At 68.6% G+C, this 11,917-nt stretch carries 12 protein-coding genes; 3 read left to right on the top strand and 9 right to left on the bottom strand.

Annotated features, from left to right (window positions below):
* Nucleotide 1 precedes the first annotated feature (1 nt).
* Nucleotides 2-802: an SDR family NAD(P)-dependent oxidoreductase gene (locus tag H289_RS0125850; RefSeq protein ID WP_020103756.1), complete on the top strand. Its 801-nt coding sequence runs from the start codon at nucleotides 2-4 to the stop codon at nucleotides 800-802.
* Nucleotides 803-826: 24 nt separating this feature from the next.
* Here the strand turns inward: H289_RS0125850 and H289_RS0125845 are convergent, their stop codons facing one another.
* Together H289_RS0125845 and H289_RS0125840 are read right to left on the bottom strand one after the other, a co-directional pair.
* Nucleotides 827-1,609 (bottom strand): SDR family NAD(P)-dependent oxidoreductase, encoded by a 783-nt coding sequence (locus H289_RS0125845; protein WP_020103755.1) that lies wholly within the window; start codon nucleotides 1,607-1,609, stop codon nucleotides 827-829.
* A gap of 84 nt (nucleotides 1,610-1,693) precedes the next feature.
* Nucleotides 1,694-2,638: an SMP-30/gluconolactonase/LRE family protein gene (locus H289_RS0125840; protein WP_020103754.1), complete on the bottom strand. Its 945-nt coding sequence runs from the start codon at nucleotides 2,636-2,638 to the stop codon at nucleotides 1,694-1,696.
* Nucleotides 2,639-2,739: 101 nt separating this feature from the next.
* Here H289_RS0125840 and H289_RS0125835 point away from each other — a divergent pair, with 101 nt between their 5' ends.
* Nucleotides 2,740-3,354 carry a TetR/AcrR family transcriptional regulator gene (locus tag H289_RS0125835; protein ID WP_020103753.1) on the top strand — a complete coding sequence of 205 codons (615 nt, stop codon included), beginning with the start codon at nucleotides 2,740-2,742 and terminating at the stop codon, nucleotides 3,352-3,354.
* A 6-nt stretch (nucleotides 3,355-3,360) separates the two neighbouring features.
* Here H289_RS0125835 and H289_RS0125830 read toward each other — a convergent pair whose 3' ends face one another.
* A complete protein-coding gene (locus H289_RS0125830) occupies nucleotides 3,361-3,873 on the bottom strand; it encodes an anthrone oxygenase family protein (RefSeq protein ID WP_196810090.1) in 513 nt (170 codons plus the stop codon).
* A 96-nt stretch (nucleotides 3,874-3,969) separates the two neighbouring features.
* Between H289_RS0125830 and H289_RS0125825 the strand changes: the two genes are divergently transcribed.
* Nucleotides 3,970-4,896: an AraC family transcriptional regulator gene (locus H289_RS0125825; RefSeq protein ID WP_029105750.1), complete on the top strand. Its 927-nt coding sequence runs from the start codon at nucleotides 3,970-3,972 to the stop codon at nucleotides 4,894-4,896.
* A gap of 12 nt (nucleotides 4,897-4,908) precedes the next feature.
* Here the strand turns inward: H289_RS0125825 and H289_RS0125820 are convergent, their stop codons facing one another.
* From H289_RS0125820 to H289_RS0125795, 6 genes are all read right to left on the bottom strand, one after another.
* A complete protein-coding gene (locus H289_RS0125820) occupies nucleotides 4,909-5,763 on the bottom strand; it encodes an SDR family oxidoreductase (protein WP_155944268.1) in 855 nt (284 codons plus the stop codon).
* 33 nt (nucleotides 5,764-5,796) lie between these two features.
* Nucleotides 5,797-6,705 (bottom strand): LipP1 family hormone-sensitive lipase, encoded by a 909-nt coding sequence (gene lipP1 / locus H289_RS0125815; protein ID WP_020103749.1) that lies wholly within the window; start codon nucleotides 6,703-6,705, stop codon nucleotides 5,797-5,799.
* 31 nt (nucleotides 6,706-6,736) lie between these two features.
* Nucleotides 6,737-7,537, bottom strand: coding sequence for an IclR family transcriptional regulator (locus tag H289_RS0125810; RefSeq protein WP_020103748.1), 801 nt, complete (start codon nucleotides 7,535-7,537; stop codon nucleotides 6,737-6,739).
* Nucleotides 7,538-7,791: 254 nt separating this feature from the next.
* A complete protein-coding gene (locus tag H289_RS0125805; RefSeq protein WP_036421551.1) occupies nucleotides 7,792-9,255 on the bottom strand; it encodes an FAD-dependent oxidoreductase in 1,464 nt (487 codons plus the stop codon).
* Nucleotides 9,252-10,160 (bottom strand): biphenyl-2,3-diol 1,2-dioxygenase, encoded by a 909-nt coding sequence (gene bphC / locus H289_RS0125800; protein WP_020103746.1) that lies wholly within the window; start codon nucleotides 10,158-10,160, stop codon nucleotides 9,252-9,254. Before bphC ends, H289_RS0125805 begins: the two co-directional genes overlap by 4 nt.
* 1 nt (nucleotide 10,161) lies before the next feature.
* Complete coding sequence (locus tag H289_RS0125795; protein WP_020103745.1) at nucleotides 10,162-11,343, bottom strand: acyl-CoA dehydrogenase family protein; 1,182 nt, start codon at nucleotides 11,341-11,343, stop codon at nucleotides 10,162-10,164.
* Nucleotides 11,344-11,917 lie beyond the last annotated feature (574 nt).

Raw genomic sequence — 11,917 nt, 5'->3', positions numbered from 1 at the left:
CATGAGCTCAGACAAGCGGGTCGCGGTCGTCACCGGAGCCAGCCGGGGCGCCGGCAAGGGCATTGCGGCGGCGTTGGTGGCCGACGGCTGGACGGTCTACCTGACGGGTCGGACCGTCACCGATCCCGGCGACGGCGGCATCGCCGTTCCGGTGGATCACCGCGATGACGACGCCGTGGCCGCGTTGTTCGCCCGGGTGGCCGACGAGGCCGGACGGCTCGATCTGCTGGTCAACAACGCCGCCGTGGTACATGACAACCTCGTCGATCCGAAGCCGTTCTGGGAGAAGCCGATCGGCCTCGGTGACGTGCTCGACGTCGGCCTGCGGTCGGCCTATGTGGCGTCGTGGCACGCCGCACCGCTACTGGTGGCACAGGGCCGCGGCCTGATCGCGTTCACGTCGTCGCCGGGTGCGGTGTGTTACATGCACGGCCCCGCCTACGGTGCGCAGAAGGCCGGTGTGGACAAGATGGCCGCCGACATGGCCGTCGACTTCCACGGCACGGGGGTGTCGACGTTGTCGATCTGGATGGGCATCCTGCTCACCGACAAGTTCAAGCAGGCGTTCGACGCCGAGACGCTGGCCAAGGCCGCGGGCAACTTCGAGACGCCGGAGTTCATCGGGCATGTGATCAACGCGCTGTACCTGGACCCGGACCTGGACGGCATCAGCGGGCAGACCGTGATCGCCGCGGAAGAAGCCCAGCGCTACGGCATCACCGATGTCGACGGCCGCACGCCGCCGTCGCACCGGGCGATGCTTGGTGATCCGCGGGTGCCCAGCGACGTGGTCGTCCGCTGAGCACCCGCGGAAGTTCGTTGCGCCTCAGCAGTGCGCGCCGCCGTCGATGCGGATCTCGGTGCCGGTGAGGAACGCGCCGTCATCGGAAGCCGCCATGGCGACCACTGCGGCGACCGCGCTGGGATCACCCAGGTTCGCGTCGTTGCCGGTGTTGAGCATCGGGACCTGCTTGGTCCACAGCCCGTAGTCGGTGCCTTCGGGCATCTTGGCGAACGTGCCGTTGGCCAGCGGGGTCGAGACACCGCCGGGCTGGATGTTCACGGCGCGCAGCCCCTTCTTGGCGTACTCGAGCGCCAGCGAATGGGTGAAGCTCAGGATGCCGCCCTTGCTGGCCGAGTAGGCCGACATGTACGGGTGGGCGTAGCTCGCCGAGGTCGAGGTGAAGTTGATGACCACGCCGCGGCCCGATTCCAGCAGGGCCGGCAGGGCCTGGCGGGTCATCAGGAAAGTGCCGGTGAGGTTGACCGCGATGATGCGGTTCCAGTCGGCCAGGGTGGTTTCGTGGGTGTGCGAGCAGGTTTCGATCGCGGCCACGTTGACCAGCACGTCCAGGCCGCCCATGCCGGCGATCGCGGCGTCGACGCCCTTGGTGACGTCCTCTTCGGACGAGATGTCGAGGACCGTGGTGGTCAGACGCGCTGCGGTGCCGGCTTTTTCGGCGGCTTCCCGGGTGCGGGCCAGCCCTTCGGCGGAGATGTCGCACGCGACGATGGTGCCGCCCTCGTCGAGCAGGCGGGCCACGGTGGCCTGGCCGATGCCTGACCCGGCGCCGGTCACGATGACCCGGCGGTCGCTGAATCTATCCATGCTGCAAGTCCTTTCGTTGCCGAAGGATTCTTGCGGCACCCGTGCCCGGCGGGACGGCCGGTGCCCGGTCACCGGGATGCCTTCTCAACCTGCGGGCGGCGTGAGTTTGTGGACGGTGCCGAAGAGGTCGGTGCTGTACAGCGCGAGGAGGTCCCAGCCGGTGCCCGCGCCGAAGCGCACCGAGGTGCTGCCGAACATCCCCGAGGCCAGAATGCATGCGGCGTGGTGGTCGGGGTCGATGCGGACGACGTCGCCGCCGTCCATCGCCAGGTAGATGAGGCCGTCCGGGCCGACCGTGAGGTCGTCGGGGAACCCGAACAGGCCGAACAGGCCCAGGTTGACGGTGCGGATGTGGGTGGGATCGTTGACGTCCACGATGGCCAGGGTGCTGACGGGGTGCAGGTCCATCGACGCGATGACGGCGTTGTGCGCGGCGTCGTATGTCAGGCCATTGGCCATGGTCACCGACGGTGCGAGGCGGGTTTCACGGGTGCCGTCGGCGCTGATCCTGGTCAGTCCGGTGGTCCAGCCGATGTTGCGAGAGACGACGAATGAGCCGTCGGGTAACCGGACCATGCCGTTGGGCATCGTGAGCTTGGTCGCGATCGTCGTCAGGGCGCCGGTGCCGAGGTCCACACGGGCGATGCTGCCGTCCTTGCTGCCGAAGACGCCGGAGAGAAAGTTGTTGCCGGTGGTGAAGTACGCCGCCCCGTCGGCGACGGTGATGCTGCCCGGCGCAGCAACATTCGGTACGAGGGTGCTGCCCTTGCCGTCGGGCGTGAGGCGGTACAGCTGGCCCGAAGTGCCGACGGTGCGTGAGACGAGCATGGTGCCGGCACCGTCGAATGCGAGGTTCTCCAGCGAGCCCAGTCCGCTCGCGACGGTGGTGGCCCGCCACGGGCAGCGGGTGATCGCCACGGCGGACGCGGGTGCCGGCGGTGTGCCGATGACGGCCAGCAGCGCCAGCGCCGCGGTCGATGCCAGGCGGGCGACGGCGGCGCGTCTGCGGCGTCGTACCTCACGAATCATCGTCTTCCTCCGCACCCAGTCACCCGGCGTCCCGCGCCCGATCCATGTGCGAGTACGTCGTCGTACTCGCACGTCATGGGACAGTACGATAACGTACTGGGATGCGCAACACGGAGGTCGAGAGCAGCGAACCGGCCGGCGAGTCGCCCGACGTGGCCCGTCAGCGGTTCGTCGACGCCCTCGCGGCGTTGATTGCCGAACGCGGCTACGCCGCGACGTCCGTCGTCGACATCGTGCGGGTGGCGCAGGCCTCGAAGACCACCTTCTACCTGCACTTCGCGAACAAGCAGGAGTGCTACCTCGCGTTGCTGGCCTCGGTGACCGACGATCTGGTCGCCGACATCCGGGCGGCCGTCGACTCAGATGCGCACTGGCACAATCAGATTCGCCAGATGTTCACTGCCTACATCGCGCATCTCACAGCACGGCCGGCGATTTCACTGAGCTGGATTCGCGACCTGCCCGCGTTGGGGGCCGCCGCCCGTCCGATCCAGCGGCGAAACTTCGCCGAACTCGCCGCTCTGCTAAGCGAACTCGCCACCAACCCAGGATTTCAGCGGGCCGGGCTGCCGCCCGTCACCAAGCCCAAAGCCGTGATGCTGCTCGCCGGCGTGCGCGAACTCGCCGCGCAGACCGCCGAAGACGACCTCGACATCGAGACCGTCATCGGCCCGGCCACCGACATCGCGATCAGCATCCTGGCCGCGGGGCAGTAGCCCGGGTCAACCGCGGACCGGCACGGCGAGAGCCCAGGCCAGGACGCCGGTGGCCGCGGTGTTGGCCAGTGCGCGAATCATGTTCCAGCGCACCCACGACGTCTCGAACTGCTGGCGCAGCGACGCGAGATCGGCGGGACTACTCGAAGCGGCCGCGGTGGCGAGCTTGTCGTTGAGCGGCACGTTGACCGCCGACGTGACGGCGAGGCTGGCGAGGTTGAGGGCCAGGCCGATGCCGATCCAGATCAGTACGGGCCGGGCGCCGGGCTTGAGGTAGAACGCCCCGGCCAGCGCGGTGAAGCCGACCGATCCGAGGAAGGTCAGCAGGAACGGCGGATTGACGATGACGACGTTGATCTTGTTCATGACGTCGATGAAGGTGCGGTCGTCGAAGGCACCGAGTGCGGGCATCACCGACACGGCATACGCGTAGTACAGGCCGGCGAGCAGCCCGGAGGACAACAGGGCGACGATGAGCGCCGTCGTGCCGAGCGGCTGGGGGAGCTTGGTGAAGGTCATGAGCTGACGGTATTGACTGGCGGTTGGACGTTCCATCGTCAAAAGGCTCGCTTCCATACGTGAGCGTCTACATCGGCGGTCGTCTACCGTGGATGCGTGGACGCCCTGGCCGGGTTATTGGAGGGGCCACGTGCCCGTGGCGCATTTCTGATGCGGTCGTTGCTCGACCCGCCGTGGTCGCTGCGCGTGCAGGACCAGGCTCCGCTCACCATCGTGGTGGTCGCCCGCGGGTCGGCGACCGTTCTGCCGGATGGGGCCGCCGGCAACCGACTCGAGGCGGGCGACATCGCGATCTTCCGCGGACCCGACTGCTACACCGTCGCCGATGACGCGGCCACCGCACCCGAAGTCGTCGTGCACCCGGGGCAGGTCACCACGACCATCGACGGGGAACCACTGTGTGAGGCACTGAGTCTGGGCATCCGCAGCTGGGGCACCCGCCCCGATGCGCAGACCTTGTTGATCACCGGCACCTACGAAGAAGTGGGGGCGGTCTGCCGGCGGCTACTGACCGCGTTGCCGCCGCTTGTGGTGGTCCGGCGGGGCGAGCTCAACACCATGCTGGTCGATCTGCTGCTCGACGAGATGTCGCGCGATGAGCCGGCCCAAGGTGCGGTGCTCGACCGAATGCTCGATCTGCTCACCATTGCCGCGTTGCGCAGCTGGTTCTCCCGTGCCGAGGCGCCGGCCTGGTACCGCGCGTATCGAGATCCTCAGGTGGGCACGGCACTTCGGCTCATCGAGAACAACCCGGCACATCCCTGGACCGTGGGGTCGCTGGCCGCCGAGGTCGGGCTGTCCCGGGCGGCACTGGCGCGGCGCTTCACCCAACTCGTCGGCGAGCCACCGATGGCACTGCTGACCGAGATTCGCCTGGCGCTGGCCGTCGACCTGCTACGCGGCTCCGATGCCACCATCGAAGCCGTCGCCGGCCGCGTGGGCTATGGCACCGCATTCGCGCTGAGCACCGCGATCAAGCGCCGTTACGGCATGAGCCCCAAGGCAATCCGCGCCCAGGGGTAGTCCGGCGGGCGGTCAGCGGGTCTTGGCGAAGCGGCGGTGCCGCCACACGTACCGCGGAATGCCGCGCAGAGGAACACCCTTGGGCCAGCCGTCGGGCCGGAAGTAGGCATCGGTGCCGCCGTCGACGAAAATGACGCTGCCGCAGAGGAAGTCGGCGGAGTCCGACAGCATGAAGAGGATCCAGTTGGCGAGGTGCACGGGATCGCCGAAGTTGCCGGTCGGGATCGGGAAGGCACGAACGGCCTTGCCTTCACGCGGCGAATCGAGCTGTGCCTGCAGCAGTGGGGTCATGATGGCGCCGGGAGCCAGGACGTTCAGCCGGATGCCGCGGCCCGCCCAGTCGGCCGTCACCGCGGTCTGCCGGACCCAGCGGGCCACAGCGATCTTGGACGCGGCGTACATGAGCGCGGAGGCGCCGCCGCCGAAGAACCGCACGGCGCGGGCCGCGCGGTCGGCGTCGCCGGCCAGCAGCGCGCGGATGGCGCGGTGGGGGACCGCGGGCACCGTCGTGCTGGAGTTGCTGCCCAGTGCAACGACTTTCGCGTTGCCCGCGGCCGCCAGGGCCGGCTGCCAGGCCGTCAGCAGGTCGACGGCGCCGAGGTAGTTGATCTGGGCGATCAGGCGCGCGCGATCGGCGCCGGCCCCGGGTCCGATCCCGGCTGCGAGCACGGCACCGTCGAGCGTGCCTTCGGACAGTTCCAGCACCCGGGTGGCGGCGGTACGTCGGCCGTCGGCGGTCGACAGGTCCGCGATGACGTCGGCGTCCTTGAGGTCGACACCGATCACCGTATGGCCCTGAGCGCGTAGCTGTTTGGCCGCCTGGTATCCCATGCCGGATGCCGAACCGGTCACAGCGTAGGTGCCGATGATGATCTCCTCGATTGGTGGGGGAATCGCCGTCTAGTCGGCGAGCAACTTGGTCAGTGCGTCGGCGACGTCGCGACGGGCACGATGCGCGATGTCGAGCACCGGCATGGTCAGGAAACCGTGGATGGCTCCGTAGTACAGCTCGGTCACCGGTACGTCGGCCGCGCGCAGTGCCTCGGCGTAGGCGAGGGCCTCGTCGCGCATCGGGTCATAGCCGGTGACCACGAGCACGGCCGGGGCGACGCCTTCGACGGACGCGGACAGTGGTGCCGCATAGGGGTTTTCGCGGTCGGTGGTGTTGGGCACGTACTGGTCCCAGTACCACTGCATGGCGGCGGTGGTGTTGTAGTAGCCGGTGCGGAACTCGTGGTACGAGCCGTAGGTGAAGTCGGCGGTCAGCACCGGGTAGAGCAGGACCTGCGCGGCCAGCGGCGCGCCGCCGCGGTCGCGGGTCATCAGCGCGGTGACCGCGGAGAGATTGCCGCCGGCGCTGTCGCCGCCGACCACGAGCTTTGCCGGGTCGCCGCCGAGTTCGGCGGCATGGGCGGCGGCCCACTGGGTCACGGTGTAGACGTCTTCGGCGGCGGCCGGCCACTGATGTTCGGGTGCCAGCCGGTAGTCCACCGAAACCACCACGGCGGGAATCGAATTCGCGAAGCTGCGGCACAGCCCGTCGTGCGAGTCCAGGTCGCAGAAGACGAAGCCGCCGCCGTGCGCGAACACGAAGATCGGCAGCGGGCCGTCAGTCGCGGGGCGGTAGATGCGGACTCCGATGCCGTCGACCTCTGTGTTGGTGACGGAGGCGACCGCCTCGGGTTCGGCAGGTGCCACGAACCGCGCGCGAATGGCGGCGCGCGCCTGCGCCCCGGTCATGTTCGGCAGGTCGGGGAAGCCGCTGTTGAGTGCCTCGAGGAGGCCGGCGATCTGGGGGTCCAGGCTCATGCGCGATCCGCTAGCGCTACTCGCTGGCGGCTCATGCGTACTGCAGCGCCGGGCCCATGCGCAGCGGCCGCATCGGCTGCAGCGTCGGCGCGACTCGGGAATCCTCGGCGTTGCGCCAGATGCCCATGGCGGTCATGCGCACGGGCGCGGTCAGCTGTTCGAAGGCCATGCGGTTCATTGGACCACACACCGAGACGGCGGCGACGGCCTCACCCTGGCGACCGATCGGCGCTGCGACACAACCGAATCCGGGCACCGATTCTTCGCGCTCGAAGGCGACGCCGTGGGCGCGCACCTTGGCCAGTTCGGTGGCGAGCTGGGCGCGGTTGGCAATCGAGTACTTGGTCTTGCGGCTCATGAGGTCGACCTCGGCGTCCTGGTTGTAGGCCAGGATCGCCTTGCCGACGGCGGTACAGTGCGCCGGCTGGCGGCCACCCACCCGCGACGGCAGCACGGTCATCATGCCGTTGCCGACCTTCTCCAGGTAGACGACGTCACCGCCGTCGAGCACGGCGAGATGCACGACGAGGCCGGTGGCGCGGTGCAGTTCGTGCAGCAGCGGGCCGGCGGCCCGGTGCATGCGGTCCTGGTGCACGGCGAGCGAGCCGAGCTCCACCAGGCGCATCCCCAGTTCGTAGTCGCGGCCGTTGCGGCGCAGCCAGCGCAGCTGCACGAGGCGCTCCAGCATCCGGTGGGCAGAGGAACGGGGCAGACCCGTGCGGCGCACGATCTGCGCCAGGGTCAGGCGGCCGGGGCCGTCGAACGCGTCGAGGACCAGCGAGACCCGGTCGATGACCGCGCTGGGGGTGGTGGATTCGACTGCTGCTGTCATGTCGGCCTCCAAGCTCCGTTGCTCCGTGGGATATTCCTATTAGGAATATGACTGTTTGTATCACACGGCGGTGGGGCTTGTCACACATTTCGCTGGAGCGCGGCAGAATATATGCACGACGAGGCGCCCCGAGCCGGTTTGGCAAGGGACGCCTCGTCTATCAATTTTGCAGCTCATGGCCCAGATTTGGGACACGATCACGGTGGTTACCGCGGCGGCGACACGCGCGGTGACGACACGCGGAACCTGAGGTTTCAGCTCTGCGCGGCGGACCTCCCGGCGCGGCGACCATAGAAGCTGCCGTCGCCCAGGGACACCCCGCTGGCATAACCCCAGGCAGACAGGCCTGCCGCGCTCCGGCCGGCCGCGAACAGACCCGGAATCGGCTCGCCGCTGACGTGCACCACACGGCCGTCCAACGTGGTCAGCAGGCCGCCGAGGGTGAACCCACCGGTGCTGTTACGCAGGTCGATCGCGCCGACGGGGGACCCGATCGGACGCAGCCACTGCGGCTTCTTGTGCAGCAGCGGGTCCGCGCCGTTCGCGGCGTGCTCGTTGTAATAGGCGACGGTGTGCTGCAGGACCCCCGCGGGCAGGCCGATCTCGGCTTCGAGCTCGGCGACCGTCTCGCATACCCAGGTGGCCGGGCGGCGCAGGAACGGTGTCGCCGAGGTCGCGGCAATGGCCTCTTCCATCGCGTCGCCGTCGATGATCAGGTAGGCGGTGTTGTCCTGGTAATACAGCGTCTGCTGGCCGATGCGTCCCGCGTAGGTGTCCTCGGCGATGTAGCGCTGGCCGAAGCCGTTGACCAGGATGCCGCGGACCAACTGCTGCGGGTCGCAGAAGAACGCCACCTCGGTGGCGTCCATGTGTGCCAGGTCGGCGCCGAGCGTCTGGGCCATCCGGATCGCCCGGCCGTCGTGCTGCTCGATACTCGCCGCCGGCCGGCCCGCGATGCGGGGTGCGTACTGGGCGACCATCGCGTCGCTGTAGGCGAAGCTGCCCGAGGCCAGCACCACGCCGCGGCGCGCCTTGATCGCCACGGTGTCGCTGTAGCGGCGTGCCACGATGCCGACCACCCGGCCGTCGGCCTCGGTGATCAGCGACTGCACCTCGGTGTCGTACACCGACCGGACGCCCTGCGCGGTGGCGGTTTCCACCAGCGGCTTCATCAGCATGTAGCCGCCACTGCGCTCACCTGCGACCTTGTCGGTCATCTGCGGCACGTGGCCGCGCGGTGCGGGAGCGGCAATCGTGTTGTACGGGAAGGCATTTTCGCCACCCGTGAACATCAGGCCCTCGTCGCTCGGTGGCTCCCAGCCCGGCTCACCCCAGAACACCGGCTTGAACGGCACACCGCAGCTCACGAGCCAGTCGTAGTGGGCGACACTGCCCGCGCAGTAGTCGTCGATCCGTTCGGCGTCCGCGCCGGGACCCATGGCCACCTTCAGGAAGGCGGCCATGTTCTCCACGGAATCGTCGAAACCGCAGGCCTTTTGGAGATCGGTGCCACCGCCGAGGTAGATGAATCCACCGGCCATGGCGGCGGCGCCGCCCCAGCCGCCGGTGCGTTCGACGACCAGGACGTCGGCGCCCGCCGCCGAGGCCTCCACCGCTGCGGCCGCACCCGCGATGCCGTAGCCGACGACCACGACGTCCGCCTCGTCATCCCAGGCGGTGATCGCCGATGCCGGGACCGGTTCGAGATCGGCACTCATGGCAGCATCGCCCGCGGCGGAACGCCCATCCACTCATGGCCCCAGTAGCTGTCGGCAGTGATTTCCTCTGCGGTGTAATGCCGTTCGTCGACCTTCATGCCCTCGGTGCCGAACTCGATGTCCCAGTCACCGGGCGAACGCACGTAGAACGACACCATCTTGTCGTTGGTGTGCCGGCCCAGCGTGGAAGACAGCTGAAAGCCGTCGCGGTTCACGCGGTCGAGTGCCTGCCCGACGGCGTCGAGCGTGTCGACCTCGACCATGAGGTGGATCAGCTTCGGGTCACGCAGCGTCGCGGCCGGGCAGATCGCCAGGCTGTGGTGCCGCTCGTTGATGCCCAGGAACTGCACGCGCAGGGGGCCGAACTCCGGGGGAGCGGGCACCCGGAAGGCCCCGCGGGGCAGGAAGCCCAGCACCTCGGTGTAGAACGTGAACAGTCCCTTGGCATCCTGTGCAGGCAGCACCACGTGGCCGAGGCCGAGGCCCTCGGTGACGAAGCGGGCGCCGAACGGTGTGACGACGGGGGTGTGATCGAGCACCGCACCGTGGAACACCTCGACGTCGTTGCCGGCCGGGTCGACGAAGGAGATGACCTCGTCGACGCGACGGGCGTCGGCCTCGTCCAGCGACAGTTGCTTCCACGGCACCCCGGCGCCGTCGAGGGTGGCCTGCACCCGGCGCAGGGCGGCGCCGTCACGGACCTCCCAGCCCACGGTGACGATGCGGTCGGCATCGCCCGGCACCACGATGATGCGGGCGGTGCGCTCGTCCATCCGCAGGTACAGCGCATCGGGATCGGGACCGCTGCCCTTCGCGAAACCCAGTACGTCGAAGGCGAATTGGCGCCAGCGTTCGATGTCGGCGGTCTGGACCTTCACATAGCCCAGGCTCTTCAGGTCACTCACGTCAGATCATGCCTCGCAGCGGGCCCTGCGGATCCACACCCAGGCTGCTCAGCGCCGATGCGTGGTAGGTGGTGCCGGGCACGTGGATGGCGTGGGCCTGGCCGACATGCGCGTCGCGCCAGTAGCGCTGCAGCGGCTTGTCCATGCGGGTGGCGTTGCCGCCGCAACGGGCGAAGATCTCGTCGACGGCGGACACCGCGCGCCACACCGACCGGATCTGGGTGCGCCGGCCGGCGGCGCGGTCCTCGAACGACACCTCCTTGCCGGCGGCGACCATGTCGTAGATCCGGTCGACGTTGGCCAGCAGTTCCTGGCGGGCGGCGTTGATGTCGGCGGCGGCCTCACCGATGGCGTACATGACGTACGGGTCGTCCTTGATGGCCACACCACTGGAGTTGACGCGCTCACGCTGGTAGTCGAGCGCGGCGGCCAGGGCGCCCTCGGCGATGCCGATGACGGCCGACGAGATGCCGAGCGGGAACATCGTCGACCACGGCATCAGGTACAGCGGGGAGGTCATGCCGGCCTCGATCTGGGCCCGGCCGTCCATCACCTTGGTGGCGTCCATGGTGCGGTAGGTGGGGACGAAGGCGTCCTTGACGATGACGTCCTTGGAACCGGTACCGCGCAGGCCCACCACGTTCCAGGAGTTCTGGACGATTTCATAGTCGCTGCGGGGCAGGATCATGTGCAGCATCTGCGGCGGCATGAGGGGCTTGCCCTCGGCGTCACCGAGCATGGCGCCCAGGAAGATCCACTCACAGTGGTCGGTGCCCGAGCTGAACTGCCAGCGGCCGTTGAAGATGTAGCCACCATCGACGGGCCGGGCCACGCCTTGCGGGGCATACGGCGACGCGACCCAGGTGTCGGTGTCCGATCCCCAGATCTCGGCGGCGACCTTCGGATCGGCGTAGGCGAGCTGGTACGGGTGCACACCGACGACGCCGTTGATCCAGCCGGCGGCCGGGTCCAGGGCGGCGGTCGCCATCACGGTCTCGGCGAACTCGCGCGGATGCACCTCCAGGCCGTCATATTCCTTGGGCTGCAGCAGCTTGATGTTGCCGGCGGCCTTCATCAGCTTCACGGTCTCGTCGGGCAGCTGGCCCAACTTCTCTGCCTCCCAGGCTTGTTCGCGAAGCTGGTCGGCGATGTCACCGAGTTTGTCGATAACCCGCTGGGTCATGGTCGTTTTCCTAACTCCTGTGATGGGCTAATTAATGGTTTACCGCACCCGCGGCGCACCGGGAGGCTGTTCCCGGTCAGCGGGCGAAAATCCTTCAGCGACGTGGATCTGGTTGGCGCATCGCATTCCTGGCTCACCGCACGACGGGACCTAAGGCTCTCGTCGCCGGACCGATGGGCTCTACCTCCCCGGCCCGAGACGGCGGATCATCGAGCCCGAAGGTTGACGACCGGACAGAGGCGAGGCAGCGCGATGTACGGATGGACGTGCCGTTGGAAGCAGGTGATCGGACCGACCGTGTCCGTTGCCGCCGTACTGGCGATCGCCGGCGCCGTGGTTGTGCCCGTGACCCAGATTTCAGGCGCGCCGGGTGGGTTCGAGTCGATGGTCGCCGAGCCGCCCGGCTGTTGGGGACCCCACGGTGTGGATCCGGACTGTCTCGGACCTGGCCCGTACGGGCACGGCGAGTGGGGACCGGGCTCTGGAACGGTCGCATCGGGCGCCACGCCCGTTCCGGGAGATCCGAGTCCCGGCCCGGCGGAGTCCGACCCGACTGTGCCGTGAACGTCGGCGC

Source organism: Mycobacterium sp. 360MFTsu5.1, from assembly GCF_000383495.1.
Taxonomy (GTDB): Bacteria; Actinomycetota; Actinomycetes; order Mycobacteriales; family Mycobacteriaceae; genus Mycobacterium; species Mycobacterium mucogenicum_B.
The sequence above is the reverse complement of the archived record's forward strand: the minus strand, read 5'-3'. Positions and strand labels throughout refer to the sequence as shown.

Excerpts from the sequence above, each read along its gene's own strand:
- H289_RS0125850 (WP_020103756.1), top strand. The coding sequence starts at position 2 with ATGAGCTCAGACAAGCGGGTCGCGGTCGTCACCGGAGCCAGCCGGGGC.
- H289_RS0125845 (WP_020103755.1), bottom strand. The coding sequence starts at position 1,609 with ATGGATAGATTCAGCGACCGCCGGGTCATCGTGACCGGCGCCGGGTCA.
- H289_RS0125840 (WP_020103754.1), bottom strand. The coding sequence starts at position 2,638 with ATGATTCGTGAGGTACGACGCCGCAGACGCGCCGCCGTCGCCCGCCTG.
- H289_RS0125835 (WP_020103753.1), top strand. The coding sequence starts at position 2,740 with ATGCGCAACACGGAGGTCGAGAGCAGCGAACCGGCCGGCGAGTCGCCC.
- H289_RS0125830 (WP_196810090.1), bottom strand. The coding sequence starts at position 3,873 with ATGACCTTCACCAAGCTCCCCCAGCCGCTCGGCACGACGGCGCTCATC.
- lipP1 (WP_020103749.1), bottom strand. The coding sequence starts at position 6,705 with ATGAGCCTGGACCCCCAGATCGCCGGCCTCCTCGAGGCACTCAACAGC.
- H289_RS0125810 (WP_020103748.1), bottom strand. The coding sequence starts at position 7,537 with ATGACAGCAGCAGTCGAATCCACCACCCCCAGCGCGGTCATCGACCGG.
- H289_RS0125805 (WP_036421551.1), bottom strand. The coding sequence starts at position 9,255 with ATGAGTGCCGATCTCGAACCGGTCCCGGCATCGGCGATCACCGCCTGG.
- H289_RS0125795 (WP_020103745.1), bottom strand. The coding sequence starts at position 11,343 with ATGACCCAGCGGGTTATCGACAAACTCGGTGACATCGCCGACCAGCTT.